The organism is Nostoc sp. DedQUE02, from assembly GCF_034531035.1.
Lineage (GTDB): Bacteria > Cyanobacteriota > Cyanobacteriia > Cyanobacteriales > Nostocaceae > Nostoc.
This window is the reverse complement of the sequence record NZ_JAVRBY020000032.1, coordinates 54,885-76,803: the sequence shown is the minus strand read 5'-3', so window position 1 is coordinate 76,803 and position 21,919 is coordinate 54,885. Positions and strand designations below refer to the sequence as shown.

The window sequence follows — 21,919 nt, the reverse complement described above, 5'->3', positions numbered from 1 at the left end:
CTGAATTTGGGACGACTCAACCCTTATCCGAAAAGTATTGGGAGGGAAACAAATTAACCCTGCGGCTTCTCTTTATTCATCATCAACTTCTGATTCTTCTACCCACTCAGGTGTGGTTATAGAGTCGGAGAATTCTGGAAAATCATCTGCAAACCGGATAATTTGTCCGTTGAAAAATTCTGCTACACGTTGAGCTGCGATCGCAACTTCGTCAGGTTCCCAATCAGGTACGGGTGTCGGCTTTGGTGGTGGAGGCAAAGCTTGTACCCTATTTCCATTTGCCCCATTTCTATTTGCCCCATTTCCATTTACCCCATTTCCGTAGTTTGCTGCCGACTCGGTTTTTAGTGGTGCTGGCGGTGGCGTGGTTGGCTGCGGTACTGGCGCTGGAGGCGGAATTTGCTGGTTGTAACTAGGAGTTGGTGGTTGCTGAGAGCGAGTAGAATCTTTTAGGGGAGAACTTTTTTTGGCTGAGTTAGAGTTTGAAGAAGTTCCTTTTTCTATATTTATCTGGATTTCACGCTGAAAAGTCTGTTGAAAAGCTGCCGTAATCATCGGTAGATAAGATTTCCCCTTGTCATACCATGCCTGTTTAATCGCAATTCGAGCCACAACACCGTCGAACTCTATGAGTTGGCTCATTTGACGCAGCATTTCTTGCCTTGATTTTGGCTGGAGGTTGGCAAGCACCTGTTGCCAAATCTGAGTTAAGTCATATTCTGCTTCGGCAACAACTTCTGAAGTTACTGGTTCAAGGTTCGCAGGTGACACGAGTACAGATACAGGTTCTGGGGTTGGTGGTGAAACTGAGTTAGCAGCAGAATTGTGATTCGTTTGTCGTTCAACTGGTGGAGATGAAGTGACGGGCTGATTTTGGGCAGCCGCTTGGTGATTGGCAGATGCAGAATTATGATTTGTTTGCGGTTCAGCTACAGGTACAGAAGAGACTGGGTGATTTTGGGCAACTGCTGGAGAATAATTGGGAGATACAGCAGGTGGGTTAACTCGCGGTGCAATACTTGGGGCTTGTGGCTGAATATTCGTTGCACTGGGTAACAATCCTAGTAATGTTACTTCCAACCACAAACGCGGCTGGGTGGTGTTTTTAATTTGTACTTCAGCTTCTCGCAAGTGTTTCTGTCCTGCCAAAATCACGCTCATATCGAAGTATTGAGCAAACTCAACTAGCGCTGTCCAGGTTTGCTGAGTACAAGCAACCAAATCGTGGCGGTTGGGTGCTGTTTTAGCTATGAGTAAATCGCGGTAAAAAGCGGCGAGATTTTGCAGAATAGTTAGAGGTTCTCGACCACGATCTAAAATATAGTGGGTACAGTCCAGAACTGCTTCCGGTTTATCTTGAGCGATCGCATTTAACAGCCCCAGCAAGTCCTGTTCGCTCACTGTGCCAACCAAATCCCAAACTCGATCCGGTGTCACTTCACCCGCTAACAAACCCAATTGGTCGAGCAAACTTTCGGCATCCCGCAACCCTCCCTGAGAAAGTTGGGCTATGAGGGTTACGGCATCGGGCGAAATATGAATGTTTTCTTTAAAGGCGATCGCACTTAAATGCTTCACCATCGCCTCTAACTGAATCCGTCTAAAATCAAACCTTTGACAGCGTGAAATAATCGTTGGTAAAACCCGTTGCGGGTCTGTTGTCGCCAATACAAAAACCACGTGTCTCGGTGGTTCCTCTAGTGTCTTAAGTAGCGCATTGAATGCCTGGGTACTGAGCATGTGGCACTCATCGATTACATAAACCTTGTAGCGACACTGTACAGGAGCAAACTGGGCTTTTTCAATCAACTCACGGATATTATCGACACCAGTGTTGCTAGCGGCATCGATTTCAATTACATCTAAGGCATAGCCCTTAGTGATTCCCTGACAAACTTCACACACCCCGCAGGGTTCAGCCGTGGGCTTATCACCTTTGAGACAATTGAGGGATTTGGCCAGAATCCGGGCACTAGAAGTTTTCCCCGTACCTCTAGGCCCAGTAAATAAATAGGCGGGGGCGATTTTAGATGTGCCGATCGCGTTCGTGAGGGTGGTCGCGATCGCCTCTTGGCCCACCAGTTCAGCAAAACTTTTGGGGCGATATTTGTGGTGCAGGGGTTCGTAAGACATGGAAAAATAGACTTCAATGCCTTTCAATGTTGATTAGTAGCACCGAGTCGAGTTTAGGATTCAATTATTTTAAACTCTCGTACCTGCTTTGTTGATCGATGTTGCCATAGCCCAAGACTCAACTAATGCCGTAAATTTTGGCACTCAGGAAACTTGTAGCCAGAGCTTATCCTTTACTATGATTTCAACATCAATGTATCGGAATTATAGCATATCATTTAGTACATTTGTTCTATTGAGATGGGGACTAGGGGAATTATCCAATGCCCAATACTTCGACTACGCTCAGTACAAGTGCCCAATGCCCAATGACTATACGTTTTATTGACTGAACTAACGCCATACTCCAGTGCGATCGCTACAATTTTATAGATAAGCAAAACTCGATGGTGCAGCAGATGCTCAAGCGGCTATTTCAATGGCTCAAAAAGCTTTTTCAGAGCTTGTTTGGTGGAAAACAGACTGCCTCAAAATCTAGGGGAAATGTCCAAAAAGAACCAGCGCCACCCCTAAGCGATACGGATCTGGAATTTCTCTTCAACGAACTGTTGCAAGGAGTACATCAAGCACGAGGGGAAGCATGGGCCCAGAAGTGGCTGAATAATATCGAACATCGTATCCCAACTGAACGCTGGGTTGAGTGGTTAAGGCGCTTTGGCGACAAATTGCTGGCATCACCAACACCTAATAATGAAATGGCTGCGCGGTTAGTGCAATTGGGTGAGTTAGGCATTGGAGAAATTGGAGATGTTGCCTATAGTATTGGGATGCAGTTGTTGACACGCAATCAAGGCGAACCAATTTGGGAATATGAAGGGCCAGATACTGTTAGCACAACTTTGCCCTCTGAGCCAACGACCCCAGTCTCAGAGTCAGCAGATGCACCAGAGAACCCCCCGGAGGGAGAATACCAAACTGTCACCCTAGAAGAGTTGTTTGTAATGTTACAGGAGGATGAAAACTTACGCCAGCAGATTGCCCAACAGCTTGCCGTTGAAACAGATGATCCACAAGTGCTTGTGCAGGCATTGATTAGTCAATTATATCCCGGTGGTGAATCGACTACAGAGCAAACAGAAAATTAACTGCTTCGTAGAGTCAACAGATTTTAGATTTGTGTCATTCACAAAGATGTTAGTAGCAGGTTACTCTGTTATGAAGCCAAAGAATCTGAAATCTAAAATTTGCAAAGTCAAAATTCTAGAGCTAAATCTGGGAATTGTAACGTTGTAATGCTATGCTCTTGAAGATTTGTATATTTTTTGCTAACCTGCTACGGAAGCGCTGTCCGAATCTAATGGGTTTTCACGTAATTGATGATTTTTTTAAGACAACGATGGCTAAAATCTAGAAAAACAAAATCCAAGAGTGTGGCAGATGCTCAGGCGGATATCGCAGTCGCTTAAAAGGTTTTTAAAGCGCCTCATTGCAAGTAAACAGAATAGTTCTCTCAAGGGTGCGAGAGGACGTAATCTGGTGGATGTACCACCAGAACTAACCAATGCGGATTTGGAACAATTGTTTATCCAATTGTTAGAAGGCGTGCATCAAGCACGAGGACGACAGTGGGCATTGAGGTATCTGCAACGAATCGAATATCGCATTCCGGCTGAACGTTGGATAGACTGGTTGGTGATGTTTGGTGAAAGCTTACTAGCTTCACCTACACCAAATCCTCTTTTAGCAACCCAGATGGTGCAATTGGGGGAACTTGGTGTTGGCAGAATTGGAGATGTTGCTTATGACATTGGCATCCGGCTAATGCAAAACTTACCTACAGAAATAGAGTATCAGGACAATCAGGCACAAGATGAGTTAGAAATCACTCCTGGGCAAGAACTGCTGCGCGATTTGGGCGAGCAGTTATGGGAGTATGATGAGCCAGATGTCGAAGAAATCATCACCGATGAAGAAATTTTCCCAAGTTCTCCAGGACAAGAGCTAATTCGTAGCTTAGGTGAACAGTTATGGGAATATGATGTACCAGATGTTGAACCAATAACGTCAACACCCCCAAATGCCTCTTTTGAAGAAAGATTGCCCGAAAATTTAGAGGAACTGGTATTGGAGTATGAAACTGAAAATGCCCAAACCCCAATACCTGAAAATGTCCCTCTCCCCGCAGCAGAAGATTCAATCACTTCTTTAGCCGAACTGAGGTTCGGCGATGAAAAAGTTGTTCAAATTACAACACCAGCAAATCTCCTTTCCACTAGACAAAGGACTGAATTAGCAACGTCTGCCTCTGTGGAAACCTGGGATAATACTTTGACGAATTTAGAGCCAAATGTGGCTAATACTTTAGACGAGTTGTGGGTGAGGTTGGATCAAAGTACCAATTTAGTCCAGCAACTTGCTTCAGATTTGGCAGTTCAAAGCAGTAATTCCCCTGGTATTATTGAGCGACATAGCGATAATCTGATTACCGACGCTCAAGGGTGGTTTTACCAAGGTCTTCAGCAAGCCAAAACAGGCGATTTGTTAGGCGCGATCGCATCTTATGACCAAGCAATTGAAATGCAACCCGAATTCTCAGAATATTGGTTTAATCGAGGCTTAACGCTATTCCATTTAGAACGTTTTGAAGAAGCGATCGCATCTTATGAAACAGCCATAGGATTGAAACCAGACTTCTACAAAGCTTGGTACAACCGGGGTGGAACTCTCGGAGAATTAGGATACTTTGAAGAAGCGATCGCTTCTTTTGATAAAGCTATAGAAATCAAACCAGATTACCAAGAAGCGTGGTCTAGCAAGGGTTTGGCACTGCTGAAATTGGGTTGGCTACCGGAAGCGATTGCTAGTTATGACCAAGCCTTGCAACTCGAACCAGAAGACCAAGAAAACTGGTATCACCGAGGCATAGCCCTAGCTGTCAGCGAACAATTTGCCGAAGCAATCATATCTTATGACAGAGCAATAGAAATTGACCCAGAGTACCATGAAGTTTGGATAGACCGAGGCGTAGTGCTGTTTAATTTAGGAAGATGGTCAGAAGCGATCGCTTCCTGGGATAAAGCACTTTCGGTTCAAGCCGACTTCTACTTAGCTTGGTACAACCGGGGTATAGCATTAGACAACTTAGGACGTAGACAAGAAGCGATCGCCTCCTATCAGCAAGCGATCGCCATTAAACCCGACTTCCACTTAGCTTGGTATAATCAGGCAGTAGCATTGTTTTATTTAGAACAATTTGCCGAAGCGATCGCCTGTTATGACAACGCTTTGCAAATTAAACAAGATTATTGGGAAGCTTGGATTGGTCGGGGAACTGCGATCGGTCATTTAGTAGATTCTGATACATTGCTGAACTTATCGAGTAGTATCATCGCGACAAATCCCGCCTTACAACAGGGTGGCTACGAAGGAAAATTAGCCAGCTACGAAGAAGGGTTAAAGCATCTGCGGACAGATACCCACCCCGAAGGTTGGGGTAGATTGCATTTTGCGATCGCTAATACTTACTATGAGCAAGGTAAGAAACATACCAATCCCCGCGATTATTGGCGCAAAGCTGCATCTGAGTACCATCAGGCGCTGTTAACCCTGACACTAGAATATTTTCCCCAGTTGCACTTAGAGGTTTTACAATCTCTAAGCAAAGTCTTAATGGGTTTGGGACACACAACACAAGTTCAAGAATTGCTGCAACGTGGGACAGATTTATTGCGACAATTACTGAGTGAAGAAACTCGCTCAGACGAAAGTAAAAAACAGCTAGCTCTGAAATTTGCCGGCTTCGATCAATTGGCAGTTGATTTAGCTGTAGAGTCGGGTGATTTAGTAGAAGCTTGGGAAATTGCCGAACAAGGTAAAAATGCTTGTTTAAACTGGTTACTTTCTGGCTGGAATGATAATATTTACTCGCCTTATTATGGCGCAATTCAACAACTATTCAATCCCACAACAGCAATTATTTACTGGCATATTAGTCCAGTTGCCCTACATACTTTCATTCTCAAAGACCAAGCACCATCACCAATTCTCCTGTTTACACCCATGCAAGATACTGGGGTAATACCTTTAGGAGAAGATGCTATTCGTCTGAATGAATTGCCTCTACCCGAAGCAGTGCAGCGCCTAATTGAATTTGAAATTTGGCTAGAAGATTGGCATCAACAATACCAAGAATATCGCAGTACGGCCCAAGACAAAGATAGTAAAAGTCAGCATTCTTGGCGAGTTGATATGGAAGAGAAACTGTTGCAACTGTATGAAATCCTGAATATTTCCACAATTGCACAGGAACTTGAAGGTATTACTGAACTAGTTTTAATTCCTCATCGTGACTTGTACAGATTACCCATTCATACACTTTTCCATCTTTCTTCCCCATCTTCGGAAGAGTTACCCAATGTGGAATCAAATTTCAGCGTCACCTATCTACCTAGTGCCCAAATAGGTTTATCAATCAGAACTGAGGATATTTGGCAGTGGCAAAACAAGTTTTTGCTTAGTGTTGAACATCCTGAAAGTACAGGTTATCCGACACTTAAATTTGCCAAATTGGAGTCTGAAATTGTTAGTCAGATGTTCAATAATATCCAGCGAATTCAGGGGGCAGAAGCTACGAAAACCATTGTCGAAAATGCCTTATCTGATAATTACAACATTTTGCATTTTACGGGTCATGTCACTAATAATTTAGTTGAACCCAAAAAATCAGAATTAGCATTAGCAGGTGAAGACAGACTTACTTTAGATGAAATCTGTCAACGAAATCTAGGAAGTTACAATCTGATTACCCTCTCTGCCTGTGAAAACTTCAGTACTAGCAACCATATTATCAGCAGCGAATATGTGAGCTTAGTTAGTGCTTTTGTGAGTCAAGGCGTACCTCATGTAGTGAGTACTCTCTGGAGTGTAGAATCTTCGGCTAGTGCCTTGGTAATGATTGAGTTTTACCGACGATTACAGCCCAATAAATCTGCAATTACTGCCTTAGCAGAAGCCACACGATGGCTGAAAGAACTAACTGCTGGAGAACTAACAAAATGGTATGAAGATATTTTAAATAATCTGCATCCAGAGGAAGTAAGAATTCAAACTTATTTAGCGACGCAGTTATATAGAAATAGTAAAATGGCATCAGATAAAAATCTTTATAATCATCCTTATTACTGGGCAGCATTCACGATTACGGGTAAGCCGAATTAATCTTTTCAAACTTAGTCAAATATAGCAATTCTATTTGATTTATCAACTTATTTGCGTAGGAGGCAATAGGCAATGGGCAATGGGCAATAGTCAAGAAGCCTCTTTGAGTTGTACTGAATTTTTTCAAAAATCAAGTATGAGTCAAATAATTTTGGGTTTTAGATTTGCGATATGGAGGGTTTGTTATGCCAGATGTTAGGTTTGATAAATACTATCGTTATGAAGACCTGACAAGCATTCTACAAAGTTATGCGAAAGAATTTCCCCAGCTAGTACGCATAGAAAGCATTGGCAAGAGTTACGAAGGACGTGACATCTGGCTATTGACAGTTACCAACTTTGCCAGTGGCGCACATCAAGAAAAACCTGCCCTTTGGGTTGATGGGAACATCCACGCCACAGAACTAGCACCGTCAAGTGTTTGCTTATATCTCTTGCAAACGTTAGTTACAGCTTACGGTACTCACCCAGAAATTACCCGTTGTTTGGATAGCCGCACCTTCTACATTTGCCCCCGTGTTAATCCTGATGGTGCGGAGTTGGCATTGGCTGACAAACCGAAATTTATTCGCTCTGGTACTCGTCCCTATCCCCATGATGAAGAAGGCAACGATGGATTAGTGATGGAAGATATCGATGGCGATGGTCGGATTTTACTGATGCGAATCCCCGATGCTAATGGGGCTTGGAAAGTCTCTTCTAGCGAACCTCGCCTGCTAGTACGACGCGAACCAACAGAAACAGGTGGTCAGTATTATCGTGTACTACCAGAAGGAAATATAGAAAATTATGACGGAGTTCAGATTCAAATTCAGCCTTCTAAGCAAGGGCTAGATTTAAACCGGAATTTTCCATTTTTGTGGCGGCAGGAATCTGAGCAATCGGGGTCTGGCCCTTATCCTACATCTGAAATAGAAGTGCGATCGCTAGTTCAATTTATCACTACACATCCTAATATTACAGGAGCGATCGCCTTTCATACCTTTAGCGGTGTTCTCATCCGTCCCTACACCCACCTCAGCGATGACGAATTCCCCGTCAATGACCTCCGCACTTATCAACGCATTGGCGCAAAAGGTACTGAACTTACTCAATACCCAGCCATCTCTGCCTTTCATGATTTCCGCTATGACCCCAAAGACGTAATTACAGGTACATTCGACGATTGGGCTTATGAATACCAAGGTCTATTTGCCTGGACAGTAGAAGTCTGGAGTCCGCAGCGCCAAGCTGGAATTAATGATTATAAATACATCGATTGGCAGCGAGAACACCCTATAGAAGATGACTTGAAGTTGCTGCGTTGGAACGATGAAAAACTTGCAGGCAAAGGCTACGTTGATTGGTATCCCTTCCAGCATCCCCAACTCGGTCAGATTGAACTAGGTGGCTGGGATACCATGTACGCTTGGACAAATCCACCCCCTGAATTTCTGGAGAAAGAAATAGCCCTCTTCCCAGAATGGCTGGTTTGGCATCTGTTGATATCTCCGCGTTTAGAGATTTACGAAGCCAGCATCCACAGCTTGGGTGATGATACTTATCGGGTGCAATTAGTTGTGCATAACACAGGCTGGTTGCCCACCAACGTCACCCAAAAAGCCTTAGAAAAAAAGCTGGTGCGGGGCTGTATCTGTGAAATTGAACTGCCTTCTGGGGGAACTTTAGTAACGGGTAAGCCCCGTGAAGAGTTAGGTCAATTAGAAGGACGAGCCTACAAGCCTTCAACTCCCATTAGGCGGCAAAGCGATCCTACCAAGGATCGGGCGAAGGTGGAATGGGTGGTGCGTGTGCCTCAAGGTAGCACAGTTAAACTGCTAGCCCGTCATGAACGCGCTGGAGTGGTTCGCACTGAATTGACATTCCCATGATTTTGACATTTGAAATTGTCAAACATACTTCCTGGCATAATTACCCTAATACATCTTTGTCTAAACCTATAATTACCGTTCGCCTGATTACACGCGACGAACTTCCTCAACTTTTGGCTTTATATAACCACTTAAATCCCGTTGATGCGCCTCTACCTGCTGACGATATTTTACAATCCATCTGGGATACGATTTTACGTGATCCCCGTTTGTATTACATTGTTGCTGATGTTGATAACCAGTTAGTAGCAACATGTAATTTAACGATTGTTCCCAATTTGACGCGTGGCGCACGCCCATACGGGATTATTGAAAATGTTGTCACTCATTTCGATTATCGACGGCAGGGATTAGGTACACAAGTACTGCATTATGCTTTAGCTTTAGCATGGCAGCAACAGTGTTACAAAGTGATGCTCCTCAGTGGCTCAAAACGCGAGGAGACTTTGCACTTCTATGAAAAAGCAGGGTTTAAGCGTGGAGTAAAAACCGGATTTGTTGCCCTACCTCCAAAGGAGTTATGAGCAAAATTTATACAGATTAGACAGCTTTTAAAAAGCCTAGTTTATGTTTGGATTCCTTTTCATAAAATTGTCTTTTGCAAAAAACTTAATTCTTAGGCAGAAATCTTGGCGGAATCAGGCTTGAAATTTTTGATTGCGATCGCTAATTTCCAGTCTAGTATTTTCAAATTTATCATCAGGTGCAACTATCTAAAGAGTGAAAATTTTTCTTTGAAAATCCAGCCTTGAGTTAGTTGTATATTCTAGATTAAACGCTAATAATACATCATATCGTCAAGACACATTTTATTTCTTAAATCTTACTAGATATGATGATGCATTGAGCTTGACGGCATTAACCCTCGTCTGCAATTATAAAGAGACGGCTATTAAAGGCCAATTATTTTACTGCTTGACTGCAATTTTAGAACTAATAAAATCGCCTACTTGCATTAACTATCTTTATTGTTGCAATCTCCCATATTACCACAGTATGCCTACTTATCTTTAGTGCGATCTGCGGTTTTTTAAAAAACAAATAGGAATCATATACCATTTGGGGTGGAGATAGGGACAAATCTTATGAGATGTCAAAGCAGCTACTCATAATGTCCCGCGTTTGGATTTTCCCGATTTAACGGGTTTCATTTCTGGTTTCCATATCGAGGCAAACCAAATAATCATCTGGATATTTGTATTTACTTAACCTTGCATCCAGTATTTTCCAATAGTCAACCCAAAAAATTGAAAAGAGGATATTTCCATGTCTAGTTCGTTTCGTTGGTCATCAACAAAGGTTGCTTTGCTAGTTCTGGGAATGACCACTGCTACAATAAGTCCCATCGTAATTTCTACCCCAGCTTTATCCCAAAGTACCGTTCCATCTACTACTCCGTCTACTACTCCATCTGCGACACCAGCACCAACTTCAACAGTTAACTTGACTGATGTTTCTTCAGATTATTGGGCGCGTCCCTTCATTCAAGTTTTAGCTGACAATAACGTAATTAGTGGCTTTCCTGATGGCAGCTATAGACCCAATCAACCTGTGACTCGTGCTGAATTTGCCGCTTTGATTCAAAAAGCTTTTAGTAACCAAAACCGAGTTAGGCAATTAAGTGCAGGTGGATTTAGTGATGTTCCTGCTGGCTATTGGGCGGCTTCTGCAATTCAAAGTGCCTACGAAACCGGATTTTTGGCAGGCTATCCTGGGAACGTGTTTAGACCAAATCAACAAATACCCAGAGTACAGGGGATCGTAGCTTTAAGTAATGGCTTGGGTTTGTCTGGTGGCGATACAAGTACTCTCAGCACTTACTACAACGACGCTTCAGCTATCCCAGAGTACGCTGTTGGCAGTGTGGCAGCAGCAACACTAGGTAATCTTGTCGTCAACTACCCAGATGTAAAACAACTCAATCCGCAGCAGTCTCTAACTCGTGCTGAGGCCGCGGCACTTTTATATCAAGCTTTAGTTAAACAAGGACGGTTGCAACCCGTTGCTAGCAATCTTCCAGCTAGTCAGTATATTGTAGCTGGAAGTCCTCAAACTGGTACTGATATTGTTTCTCTTGCTGCATCCAGTAATTCTTTTACCACTCTGACTTCTTTATTAAATTCATCGGGTTTAGCAAGTGTTCTACAACAGGCAGGCCCTTATACAGTTTTCGCTCCCACCGACCAAGCATTTGCGGCTTTGCCTGCTGCTACCTTGCAACAGTTACAGCAACCAGAAAATAGAGAAGCATTAATTAAGATTTTGAGATATCATGTGGTTCCTGGTGCGGTAACTTCTGCTCAACTCTCGGCTGGCGAACTGAATACCGATGAAGGAAGACCTGTAAATATTCAAATCGATCGCGCTAACAATCAAGTCGGGGTGAATAATGCCAAAGTTCTTCAGGCGGACGTTAAAGCTAGCAATGGTGTTATCCATGCAATTAACCAAGTCCTAATCCCGCCCGATGTTAACATCAGTCAGTTAAATCAGCCACCAACAGGAAACACAGATGGTACAACGCCTCCGGTTAGACCAGGTAGAACTACTCTTGGTGGGCCTAGCTACATCGGGGGTGGTGGTAACATTGGTTTGAGCGGTGGCGATACAGCTTTAGGCGACACCAACTTTTCAGTGTTCAGCAAAATTGGTCTGACACGCAATATATCAGTCCGACCAGCAGTAATCTTTGGGGATGATACATTGTTTTTGGTTCCCTTGACTCTGGATTTTACTCCTCGTGCAACTGCTGAAGTGGGTCAACGAACCTTTGCTATAGCTCCTTATTTGGGTGCTGGCGTAGCCATAGAAGCTAATCTCGATACTGATTTTGGATTACTGCTAACTGGTGGTGTAGACATTCCTCTCGGTACTCGATTTACGTTAAATGGCGCTGTAAATGCTGCTTTTATGGATGAAACTGATGTAGGGCTACAATTAGGACTTGGCTACAACTTCTAAGAGTTAATATTATGGGCGCACAGATGTGCGCTCATACTTAGGGCCGCTTGATGGCTAAAGTAAGTCCATCAGCGATGGGGACAAGGGAGAGAGTAACTCGTTCGTCATAATGTAACTTTTCGTTGAGCGCCCGAATTGCTTGGGTGCTTTCATCTTGATATTGCTCGTCAGCTACTTGTCCAGACCATAAAACATTATCAATAGCTATCAATCCACCTGGACGCACTAATTGCAGCGATCGCTCATAATATCCATCATAATTTTCTTTATCAGCATCAATAAAGGCAAAATCATAAGTCTCGGCTTGTCCAGTTGCCAATAGCCGATCTAAAGTTTCCAAAGCTGGTGCTAATCGCAGATCGATTTTATCGGCAACCCCAGCCTCCTGCCAATACCTCTGTGCGATCGCAGTAAATTCTTCACTCACATCACAAGCAATAATTTTCCCATCAGCCGGTAGTGCCAAAGCTACAAAAAGTGAGCTATAACCCGTAAACACTCCAACTTCCAGGGTTTTCTTCGCTCCAATTAACTGTACCAGAAGGCTCATAAATTGCCCTTGTTCTGGTGAAATCTGCATTCCACTCCGGCGATGGCTGGCGGTTTCTTGGCGCAACTTCCTAAGAATCTCCGGTTCCCGCAGCGAAACGGATAAAAGATAATTGTAGAGTTGGTTATCAAGACCTATAGACTGTTTTGGCATGATAGATCAGAGAATTAAGACATTCTACAGTTATACTATCGCTGATAAGGGGAATCTCAGGAATAATATGGTGCGGTTAGTTTTGACAGCGATATTGCTGGTGTTAGTAACAGCTTGTGGCAGTATTGGACTGCTACCGACTAGCGATTTAGTCCAAAAAGCGATCGCACTTGGGCTAGAGCAAACTCAACAAAAACTTAGCCAACAATTGGATCTAGATTTTCAAGGATTTGAAATCAAACGGCTATCAATTACCCAAGAACAACCCCTAACGATTGAAAATTTACCAGCTTTCCACGTCCGGGGAACCTACGACTTGATTCTCAAGCTACCAAAACGGCGCTTGACGCAACCAAAACAACCCTTTGACATTTACCTGCAAATTCAGCAAGAAGGTAAAACTTGGCGATCGCTAATTCCAGATAAAGGTAGCAAAGATACTCAACCAATTTGGCGTAGTTATTTAGTTGAGTAAAACTGCATTATTCAAAGTGCTTTTTTTCGATTGCGTAAGAATTGCAAACCATTTTTATCAACGTTTTGCTTGATGAATTAAAATGTTCTTATAAGGGCAAAAATTCTGCGCCGCCTCTTCCAAATTTTGGTAAATGGTCACATGAGCTATTGTTGTGAAGTCAAAGGTATAGCGTTTCTCTACCCTTGTGAGGTACAGCAACCCCACCCCCAACCCCCTAAGAGCAAGCGATGAGGGGGCTATGATGTACCTTGTATGATTACGAAACGCTATACGAGGTCTTCGCATAGAGAAATTTTTTATCTGTAATTAACACTAAAAAGTTCAAGAAATAAAGCTAAGTCTGTCGTAGTTGCAAAAGAACAACATTAAGGAAGGATTTTTAAATTTTTAATTCTGTACAGTGGGATATGTGCTAGTAGAAAAACCAGCACAAGTATTTACGTATAACTGCTGGGGCACAGTCATGATCAAGGTATAGTTTCACTGGAGACAGGGTAAGATGTATATCAACTTTTTCATCAGTTCTATTATTGGAATTGTGGTTCCGGTGCTGGTGGCTTTTGGCTTACTGCAATGGTTGCACATACCTACAGGTAACTTTCTTGATTGGGTGATTGGTGGCGCTAGTTTTTGGTGGCTGTTGGTAATTGTTACTGTACCGTGGAATGTGCATTTTCAAGCCAAAGAAGTCTTAGCAGAAGCAGCACAATCAACTGAAAAAGGAATTCCAGTCGATGAGAAACAGGTGAAGTATGTCACACTTTTGGCAAATCGATCGCTCTGGGTTGCCATTGCTTTACACTTATTCTCAGCCGTTGGTCTTTATACTCTTGCTGCCACTGGTATTAGTACGGTGGGATATATAAGTTCTGGTGCAGCTTTGTTATTAACAATTCTGCGTCCAGCGATTCGCGCTTATGAATATTTATATGCGCGATTAGCAATGATTCGCCAAGAATGGAAGTATCCCCGTGAAGATATTTTTGAACTGCGCGATCGCTTCTCTATATTGGAACAAAAAATCCAGTCTTTGGAAGATCAACTCAACCCAGAACAACCCTATTCTTTATCCGCAACTCAACAACGTTTTGCTGAAGAGACTCGCAGAGATTTAGCTCGAATTGCGGCTAATTTAGAAGAATTACGAGCAACAAATCAAACTGAACATGAGCGTTTGGGGAGAGAAGCCAGAAATGCGATCGCACAACTTTCCACCGATGGGCAATTTCTCGATCATGTCCGCGAAATTATTCGATTTTTTAAGACTGCTTAATTACTTTTTGCATAAATCCAAAATAAGAATCCCACCCCGCCAAAGCAACGCTTTGTCTTTTTTCCTCGTTTCAGCTATCGATTATTTATCTTGTGTTTTGCTTTGACAACGTTTTTTGGCAATACCCAGGTTTTCTATTTCTCTTGCTTACACAATTTGATTGATGACTTCCAATAGTACTTTATTAATTGTTACTGCAAATGTTAAATGCACTTTTAATGCTAGTAGTTAGGAACGCTCGTGCAATCTGGATATAAACTCTTTTGTCTAACTTTTGGATTTGGCATATACCCCATATGGTAGAAAGAATCTTTAATTAGAGTTGATAAGTTAGATGGAGTGAGATTGTTGAGGCAGTTATGAGTATTATTGCTTGGATAGTTTTAGGACTTTTGGCTGGTGCAATCGCTAAAGCTATTTATCCTGGTTATCAAGGCGGCGGTATTCTCTCCACAATGATTTTGGGTATTATTGGTGCTTTCGTTGGTGGAACTCTATTTACCTCCTTACAAACAGGAACTTTACAAATTACTTCAGCTGGTGCTGGTTTAACTGTTCCTGGTATTTTAGTGGCTGTAATAGGTGCAATTGTTGCTATTTATCTATGGGGATTAATTAGAAGAAGCAGCAATGTATAATCCCTGATTACGCAGTTATCAAACCATAGATAACTACTGTTTTTTATTAGCCTTTTATTATACCAGTTTAGAAAGCTATAAAACATCAATTTAGCTCTATCTGGGAAAATACTAAAAGGCAAGTTTATCCCTTTTCTAACGATCATAATTTTTGGAAGTGTAAATCTATGTTTTTTCACAAAAAAGAGCCGATTCATGCAGTTAACGTGAATGAACCAAACCCTCGTTTTGCTCAGTTGCTACTAGAGCAGTTTGGCGGAGCTACTGGTGAACTTAGTGCGGCTCTTCAATATTGGGTTCAATCATTCCATGTTGAAAATGCTGGCATTAAAGATATGCTCCAAGACATTGCGATCGAGGAGTTCAGCCATTTAGAAATGGTTGGTAAACTCATTGAGGCTCATACGAAAAATGTAGATCAAACAGAGGCTTATAAGAGTACTCTTTTTGCAGTTCGAGGAATTGGCCCTCATTTTCTAGATAGCCAAGGTAATGCTTGGACTGCAAATTACTTGAATGAGGGTGGAGATGTAGTACGTGATTTAAGGTCTAACGTTGCAGCAGAAGCCGGCGCTCGTCAGACTTACGAAGAGTTGATTAAGTTGGCAACTGACAAAGGAACCCAAGAGACTTTAGTCCATCTGTTAACACGAGAAATTTCTCATACCCAGATGTTTATGAAAGCTCTAGATTCACTCGGTAAGTTGACAGATCCATTCTTTGGTAATATTAAGCCAGATGAAACTGTTGCTCTTTACTACAACCTATCTACCAACGGAAATGGGCAAGATGAGCGTGGCCCTTGGAATTCTGAACCTACATTCAAATACATTGCAAATCCACTAGAAAGCCACTCTTAATTGCATAGGTTGCAGTTAAAGTATAGGTTGATTTGAAGCCAAGAGATTTTAGAAGATTCTCTAAAGCTCGCAATCAGGGTCGGGTGGGTAAACAGTCCACCTTGTTTAGCAATTGTTGTGCTGCTTAACTAAATTTTGTGAATAAAAAAATTCCCGACTTATTATAAAAGTCGGGAATTTCAGTTGGGTATTTGAGTATTAGACTCAATTGAAAATAGCTATAGCTATAAATATTCAGCTACATGGAAAAAATTAGAGCGATCGCCTCTTCAATATCTAAGTAAGTCGGCGCAATAAAACCAAACTGTGTAAATAAAAGTAAATAAGGCTCAAACTCTTTCTCACCCTGCTCCCTGCCCCCGGTCACTGAATCTCGACTTCGCTCGATTTCCGCGTAGCCGAAGTGCTGCCCCCTGCCTTATCTCAACAATAATTATTTACGCCGACCTACTTACCTCCATATTTAATACGGTTTGGATAAGCAGGGGAGGCAGTGGAGGAAAGAGGCTTATTGTTGAGTAATTCTTCTCTTCCTCTGCTTGCCTCAACAAAAAATTCCTTAACCGAACGTTATTGCCTCCACATTCTGACTTCAGAAATTAATTCAACTCAAAATCAGGAGATTGCCTTGTGATTGTCAACGCTACACAAAATGGTTGGGAAGTCATTTATCATCGTGCCCATGCTTTATTAGCAGCTCAACTAGCGGGACAATGGCGACGCAAAGATGCTCCAGTAAGGTTATATGAAACCATAGCAGCAATTTCCCATCACGATGACCTAGAAAAAGAGTGGGAAGAAGATATTCTGACTGAAGCGGGTGCGCCAAAGGATTTCATGCTCTCTTCCAATGATGATGTCGATGCCAATATCGAAAAACTGGCTAATTTGGCAAAAAATGCCCTTTACCGTGGACGATGGGTGGCTCTATTAATTTCCATGCACATCAGCCGTTTAAATGAGCCAAGCCGGGGTAAAGGTGAGAAGCTAGACAAATTTTTAGATGAGCAACTTCAAAACCAGCAACTTTGGCGTAAAGAACTGGGTATCAAAAAGGAGGAAGTTGATTCAGCCTATGCATTTATGCAATGGTGCGATCGCCTTTCGCTTATTCTTTGTCAGCAAGAACTACCTGCCGATGAGCGGTTTTTAGAAATTAGCAAGGGCCCTGAAGGGGAACGCTATGACATCATGCAGCGCAGTGATAACTTGGTTGTTGTCAAATCCTGGCCCTTCCAAAACGATAAATTCACGGTCAACGTTGAAGCCTGCGACCTTTCGCAGGTGAAATTTGAGAGCAGTGCCGAATTATCTCAAGCACTACAAGAAGCCCCCATCAAGGTACTAGAGTGGACATTCGTTAAGAATTAGATGCATACAACTTACAGCTATTTAGTTAAAAATAGCTGTAAGAAAACTAGGTTATGCGATCGCACTTTTCTATCAAATCCCTATTTATATTTGCAACAGCGATCTTAAAAATGACCATTGCAGAGGTTTATTCTATAGGTATAATTTAAGCTGCAAAGACACAAAAAGTAGCGATCGCATTTAGCGCCAAGGTCGTGAGGTCAGTTTTAATTATGCTAACTTTTACCTAAAGACGTAGTTTTAAGGAAGATTGTTATTACTTGTGATAGTTTCTTTAAATCCTTCCGATAAGTGAAAGTAAATATACTTAATAACTGAGGTTCAAAGCATGGACTCAACAGGTAAGGTTCAAACTGTGGACTCGTCCTGGTCTCTTCCACTGCCGTTGAAAGAGTATGCAATGAGCCGAGTAACTGTCTACTTTTATAGCGACAGATGGGTTCCAATTAAATATTGCTATTTGGTAAAAGCAATTTTGCTTCACCAAAAAGCAAGTTTAGAAGGAAAGGAAATTTTGTTATTTCCTGCTAATATAGACCCTAATGATTTCTCAAACTCTTTTAACTAAAATGCATTGAGGTAGACTATCATTCCAAAATTCTGGCAACAAATGAATCGGCTATAGAGGCGTACATATATATGTACGCCTCTACTTGTAAATGGGACTAAAAGTTGTGGCGATCGCTAAGATAATTAATTCAATATTTTGCTGCATTGGTCGATTACTGCTTAGTGCTACGATTGCTAAGTCCAAACATATACACAATAAAAGTTGTTTGAGCTACTAGGATTCCGAGTGCTGTACCTCCAAGTGCTACCCGCGCTTGAAAACTTCCAAGCTCATCAAGCTTTCGGGTTTCAATAAATGTGCGTTGGAAATTGAGTTGCCATCTTACTGCTTCTGAGTGACCAAGACAACTCAGAGGTAGACTTAAAATATAGCCAAGAATCGTAAATACTAAAGCTGTAGAAATAGTCAGCTTCAAGTTTTGAAATAGTAATGAACGCATGGGAACAAAAATTTAGCTAACTTTAAAAGTTTTACAACTATTTTGATAGTTAGAAATGCATCCGAAGGTTGACATTTAGTATTTTGAAAGTTGTAAACAGAGTAGAGAGACTACGCACACTGATGCATAATTTTTTCTGATATAGGACTCATATTTGATTTCTGAAAAAATTCAGTACAACTCAAAAAGGCTTCTTGCCTCTTGCCTATTACCTATTGCCTATTGCCTCTTGCCTATTGCCTATTGCCTCTTGCCTCTTACCTCTTGCCTCTTGCCTCTTGCCTATTGCCTATTGCCTCCTACGCAAATAAGTATGGCTACGCTCCCGTGAGGGATACAGAAATCAAATCGGATTGCAATATTAAACTAACCCAGAACGCAATGCTACGACTGCTGCTTGCACGCGATCGTCCACCGCTAATTTATTCATAATTCCTCGGACGTGAGTTTTGATGGTGTTGGGACTGAGATAGAGTTTTTCGGCAATTTCTGGATTACTTAACCCGTCTACCATGAGTTTCAACACTTCTAACTCGCGTCCAGATAAGTTAGCGTTATTGCTAGCGGCTGAAGGCGGTTTGAGATTATCAATTACTCGCCGCGCAATTTGGGGATCGAGATAGGCTGCACCATCAACTGCGGCTGCGATCGCACTTAATAATCGTTCCACACTTGCACCTTTAATACAATACGCATCTGCACCGCTAGAGAGTGCCGCAATAATTTCTGTCTCCGTTTGATGAGATGTCAGCATCACTACATGAGTTGCTGGCAAAGCCGCCTTAATTTGCTGTGTCGCTGCAATGCCATCCAATCGCGGCAACCCAATATCCATAACTACTAAATCAGGTTTCAGTTGCAGTGCAGCTTGAACTCCCAAATAACCATCTTCAGCTTGTCCAACTATCTCTAACTGAGGATGAGCCATTAATGATTGCTCTAATCCCAGTTGCATCATCGGATCATCTTCGACAATTAACACGCGCAATGGCGGAGCATTCGCTGGTAAATTTAAAGGATATCGAGTATCTAAAGACATTTTTATTAATTAAGAGTCATTTGTCATTTGTCATTTGTCATTTGCTTTCTTTGCCTGCCAATGACAAATGACCAATTATTATTCTTCTACGCGATAGCCTAACTCTGCTAAACTGATCCGCGACTGTCGCCATTTTGGCTGAACTTTCACAAACAATTCGAGGTAAACTTTACCAGCGATTAATTTTTGGATTTGTTCGCGGGCTTCACTCCCAATTGCTTTGAGCATTGCTCCACCTTTGCCAATGAGTATGCCTTTTTGGGAATCGCGCTCAACGTTGATGGTAGCAAGTACACGGGTAATGCTAGGAGTTTCTTCTACTAAGTCAATTGCGATCGCAACTGAATGGGGTACTTCTTCACGAGTCAACAATAAAATTTGTTCTCGGATCAATTCACCCATAATAAAGCGTTCTGGCTGATCAGTTACCAAGTCTGGAGGATAATATAATGGCCCAATTTCTAAATGTTCAATTAATAATTCTTGAAGTTGCGGTAATCCTGCATTAGTCTTGGCAGAAAATTTCACGATTTTCCATTCATGAGACTGGGCCATTTGAGCGTAACTATCATCTAGAAACTGAGAATCAGTGGGTTGTTGGTCGATTTTGTTCACGCCCAAAATCACTGGTGTTTTGCTGCGACACAGCAATTCGGCAATATAGCGATCGCCCGATCCACAAGCTACTCCTCCATCTACTACAAATAGCACTACATCTACCGATTCAATGGCAATTTTGGCATTTTGCACCAGCACTTCACCCAATTGATGATGGGGCTTATGGATTCCTGGCGTATCTACGAAAATTAATTGCGCCTCTGGTGTAGTTAAAATGCCGCGCAAACGGTTACGTGTAGTTTGTGCTACTGGTGAAGTAATGGCTATTTTTTGTCCGACCAATTGATTCATCAAAGTAGATTTACCGACATTAGGACGACCAACAATGCCGATAAAACCTGATTTAAATTCAGGAGGAGCCTGTGGGATTGTGACTTCTCCTGGAAAAGAGAAGTTGTAATTATCAATACTAGTCACCTTTGGCTCCACCCTCATATTTTACAGCTGGGATAACTTGATTTTTTCTTAGACACAAAACAAGCATAAAAACACCCTAGCATTTTCGGGGATTGCTTTTACTTAGGTTTAATCTACTACTGGCTCTACACCTATATTTTACAGCTGAGATAACTTTGTTTTGTTTTTAGGCACAAAAGAAACATAAAATTACTTTGGCATTTACGGTGAAGGCTGTTACTGAAGTTTAATTTCTTACTAACTTTGGCTAAAGTTTCATCGGCTACTAAATACATTTGGATCAAAATGTCAATGAAAGATATGGGAGAACGCAAACGCATAGGAATTCTTACCAGTGGAGGTGATTGTTCTGGTTTAAATGCTGTGATTAGGGCTGTAGTGAATTGTGCTGTGGATACTTACGGCTGGGAGGTTTTGGGAATTCGTCAAGCGACTCTAGGATTAATGGCGCGTCCCCCACAATTTACCAAGCTGGAAGTCGATCAAGTTGACTCGCTGTTAACTGCGGGTGGCACAATGTTGGGAACAACCAATAAAGGCGACCCTTTTGCTTTTCCAATGACGGATGGAAGTTTATGCGATCGCTCCGAAGAAATCATTGCAGGTTATCATCAGCTAGGTTTAGACGCTTTGATTGGTATCGGCGGTGATGGTAGCTTGGCAATTTTGCGTCGTCTCGCCCAACAAGGCGGTATTAATCTAGTAGGTATTCCCAAAACAATTGATAACGATATTGGCGTTACCGAACATGCTATTGGTTTTGATACAGCAGTCAATATTGCGACAGAAGCATTAGATAGGTTGCATTTTACTGCTGCAAGCCATAGCCGAGTCATGATTTTGGAAGTAATGGGGCGTGATGCCGGACACATAGCAATAGCTGCGGGAATTGCGGGGGGAGCAAATGTAATTTTAATTCCCGAAATTCCTTACACAGTTGAGCATATTTGCCACAAAATCAAAGAACGCCAAGAGAAAGGCAAAAACTATTGTTTGATAATTGTTTCTGAAGCGGTTCGTACCCACGATGGGGAAAATGTGACGATTACAAATCGCTTAGGTCAATCTCGATACGGTGGAATTGGCGAGTATTTGGCAGATAAAATTATTGAACACATTGGTGTAGAAACACGAGTTACAGTTTTAGGACACATTCAACGCGGTGGAACTGCTTCACCACTAGACAGGTTAGTTGCAACAGCTTTTGGTGTTGCAGCAGTTAATCTGATTGCAGAGGATAAATACGATCGCATGGTGACTTGGCAAAATCGCCAAGTCTTAAGTGTACCAATTACAGAAGCGATCGCTCAATATAGTGCCGTCGATCCCAATGGTACTTTAGTTAAAACCGCCCGTGGTATGGGTATTTATTTAGGAGACTAAAAATAGA

At 42.1% G+C, this 21,919-nt stretch carries 16 protein-coding genes; 11 read left to right on the top strand and 5 right to left on the bottom strand.

Features of this window, described 5'->3' with window-relative positions; all coding sequences use genetic code 11:
• Positions 1–72: 72 nt before the first annotated feature.
• Positions 73–2,133, bottom strand: a complete 2,061-nt coding sequence (locus tag RMX98_RS22235) for a DNA polymerase III subunit gamma/tau (protein WP_322678789.1) — start codon at positions 2,131–2,133, stop codon at positions 73–75.
• Between the two features lie 398 nt (positions 2,134–2,531).
• Between RMX98_RS22235 and RMX98_RS22230 the strand changes: the two genes are divergently transcribed.
• The 5 genes from RMX98_RS22230 (at position 2,532) to RMX98_RS22210 (ending at position 12,122) form a co-directional block, all read left to right on the top strand.
• Complete coding sequence (locus RMX98_RS22230; RefSeq protein WP_409881456.1) at positions 2,532–3,218, top strand: hypothetical protein; 687 nt, start codon at positions 2,532–2,534, stop codon at positions 3,216–3,218.
• A gap of 292 nt (positions 3,219–3,510) precedes the next feature.
• Positions 3,511–7,290 (top strand): CHAT domain-containing protein, encoded by a 3,780-nt coding sequence (locus RMX98_RS22225; RefSeq protein WP_322678787.1) that lies wholly within the window; start codon positions 3,511–3,513, stop codon positions 7,288–7,290.
• 185 nt (positions 7,291–7,475) lie between these two features.
• Complete coding sequence (locus RMX98_RS22220; protein ID WP_322678786.1) at positions 7,476–9,161, top strand: M14 family metallopeptidase; 1,686 nt, start codon at positions 7,476–7,478, stop codon at positions 9,159–9,161.
• Positions 9,158–9,685, top strand: coding sequence for a GNAT family N-acetyltransferase (locus RMX98_RS22215; protein ID WP_322678785.1), 528 nt, complete (start codon positions 9,158–9,160; stop codon positions 9,683–9,685). Before RMX98_RS22220 ends, RMX98_RS22215 begins: the two co-directional genes overlap by 4 nt.
• 742 nt (positions 9,686–10,427) lie before the next feature.
• Positions 10,428–12,122, top strand: a complete 1,695-nt coding sequence (locus RMX98_RS22210) for a fasciclin domain-containing protein (protein ID WP_322678784.1) — start codon at positions 10,428–10,430, stop codon at positions 12,120–12,122.
• Between the two features lie 37 nt (positions 12,123–12,159).
• Here RMX98_RS22210 and RMX98_RS22205 read toward each other — a convergent pair whose 3' ends face one another.
• On the bottom strand, positions 12,160–12,825 hold the full coding sequence (locus RMX98_RS22205) for a class I SAM-dependent methyltransferase (RefSeq protein ID WP_322678783.1): 666 nt from the start codon (positions 12,823–12,825) through the stop codon (positions 12,160–12,162).
• A 67-nt stretch (positions 12,826–12,892) separates the two neighbouring features.
• On the opposite strand from RMX98_RS22205, the gene RMX98_RS22200 reads away from it, so the two are divergent.
• The 5 genes from RMX98_RS22200 to RMX98_RS22180 all read left to right on the top strand — a co-directional run bounded on the left by RMX98_RS22200 (position 12,893) and on the right by RMX98_RS22180 (position 17,445).
• Positions 12,893–13,300, top strand: a complete 408-nt coding sequence (locus RMX98_RS22200) for a hypothetical protein (protein WP_322678782.1) — start codon at positions 12,893–12,895, stop codon at positions 13,298–13,300.
• Positions 13,301–13,802: 502 nt separating this feature from the next.
• A complete protein-coding gene (locus RMX98_RS22195) occupies positions 13,803–14,576 on the top strand; it encodes a hypothetical protein (protein WP_322678781.1) in 774 nt (257 codons plus the stop codon).
• Positions 14,577–14,935: 359 nt separating this feature from the next.
• Entirely contained in the window at positions 14,936–15,214 is a 279-nt protein-coding gene (locus RMX98_RS22190; protein WP_322678780.1) for a GlsB/YeaQ/YmgE family stress response membrane protein, read from the top strand.
• 167 nt (positions 15,215–15,381) lie between these two features.
• Positions 15,382–16,074, top strand: a complete 693-nt coding sequence (locus RMX98_RS22185) for a manganese catalase family protein (protein WP_322678779.1) — start codon at positions 15,382–15,384, stop codon at positions 16,072–16,074.
• Positions 16,075–16,704: 630 nt separating this feature from the next.
• Positions 16,705–17,445: a DUF3891 family protein gene (locus RMX98_RS22180; RefSeq protein WP_322678778.1), complete on the top strand. Its 741-nt coding sequence runs from the start codon at positions 16,705–16,707 to the stop codon at positions 17,443–17,445.
• A 722-nt stretch (positions 17,446–18,167) separates the two neighbouring features.
• On the opposite strand, the gene RMX98_RS22175 is transcribed toward RMX98_RS22180, so the two are convergent.
• The 3 genes from RMX98_RS22175 to era all read right to left on the bottom strand — a co-directional run bounded on the left by RMX98_RS22175 (position 18,168) and on the right by era (position 20,547).
• Positions 18,168–18,455 carry a hypothetical protein gene (locus tag RMX98_RS22175; protein WP_322678777.1) on the bottom strand — a complete coding sequence of 96 codons (288 nt, stop codon included), beginning with the start codon at positions 18,453–18,455 and terminating at the stop codon, positions 18,168–18,170.
• A gap of 361 nt (positions 18,456–18,816) precedes the next feature.
• Positions 18,817–19,494, bottom strand: coding sequence for a response regulator transcription factor (locus tag RMX98_RS22170; RefSeq protein WP_322678776.1), 678 nt, complete (start codon positions 19,492–19,494; stop codon positions 18,817–18,819).
• Positions 19,495–19,572: 78 nt separating this feature from the next.
• On the bottom strand, positions 19,573–20,547 hold the full coding sequence (gene era / locus RMX98_RS22165) for a GTPase Era (protein WP_322678775.1): 975 nt from the start codon (positions 20,545–20,547) through the stop codon (positions 19,573–19,575).
• A 282-nt stretch (positions 20,548–20,829) separates the two neighbouring features.
• Between era and RMX98_RS22160 the strand changes: the two genes are divergently transcribed.
• Entirely contained in the window at positions 20,830–21,912 is a 1,083-nt protein-coding gene (locus RMX98_RS22160; protein ID WP_322678795.1) for an ATP-dependent 6-phosphofructokinase, read from the top strand.
• Positions 21,913–21,919: the final 7 nt, after the last annotated feature.

Coding starts and splice junctions, on each gene's coding strand:
- RMX98_RS22170 (WP_322678776.1), bottom strand. CDS start 19,494: ATGTCTTTAGATACTCGATATCCTTTAAATTTACCAGCGAATGCTCCG.
- RMX98_RS22160 (WP_322678795.1), top strand. CDS start 20,830: ATGGGAGAACGCAAACGCATAGGAATTCTTACCAGTGGAGGTGATTGT.
- RMX98_RS22210 (WP_322678784.1), top strand. CDS start 10,428: ATGTCTAGTTCGTTTCGTTGGTCATCAACAAAGGTTGCTTTGCTAGTT.
- RMX98_RS22200 (WP_322678782.1), top strand. CDS start 12,893: ATGGTGCGGTTAGTTTTGACAGCGATATTGCTGGTGTTAGTAACAGCT.
- RMX98_RS22185 (WP_322678779.1), top strand. CDS start 15,382: ATGTTTTTTCACAAAAAAGAGCCGATTCATGCAGTTAACGTGAATGAA.
- RMX98_RS22190 (WP_322678780.1), top strand. CDS start 14,936: ATGAGTATTATTGCTTGGATAGTTTTAGGACTTTTGGCTGGTGCAATC.
- RMX98_RS22195 (WP_322678781.1), top strand. CDS start 13,803: ATGTATATCAACTTTTTCATCAGTTCTATTATTGGAATTGTGGTTCCG.
- era (WP_322678775.1), bottom strand. CDS start 20,547: ATGAGGGTGGAGCCAAAGGTGACTAGTATTGATAATTACAACTTCTCT.
- RMX98_RS22225 (WP_322678787.1), top strand. CDS start 3,511: ATGCTCAGGCGGATATCGCAGTCGCTTAAAAGGTTTTTAAAGCGCCTC.
- RMX98_RS22175 (WP_322678777.1), bottom strand. CDS start 18,455: ATGCGTTCATTACTATTTCAAAACTTGAAGCTGACTATTTCTACAGCT.
- RMX98_RS22230 (WP_409881456.1), top strand. CDS start 2,532: ATGCTCAAGCGGCTATTTCAATGGCTCAAAAAGCTTTTTCAGAGCTTG.
- RMX98_RS22220 (WP_322678786.1), top strand. CDS start 7,476: ATGCCAGATGTTAGGTTTGATAAATACTATCGTTATGAAGACCTGACA.
- RMX98_RS22215 (WP_322678785.1), top strand. CDS start 9,158: ATGATTTTGACATTTGAAATTGTCAAACATACTTCCTGGCATAATTAC.
- RMX98_RS22235 (WP_322678789.1), bottom strand. CDS start 2,133: ATGTCTTACGAACCCCTGCACCACAAATATCGCCCCAAAAGTTTTGCT.
- RMX98_RS22205 (WP_322678783.1), bottom strand. CDS start 12,825: ATGCCAAAACAGTCTATAGGTCTTGATAACCAACTCTACAATTATCTT.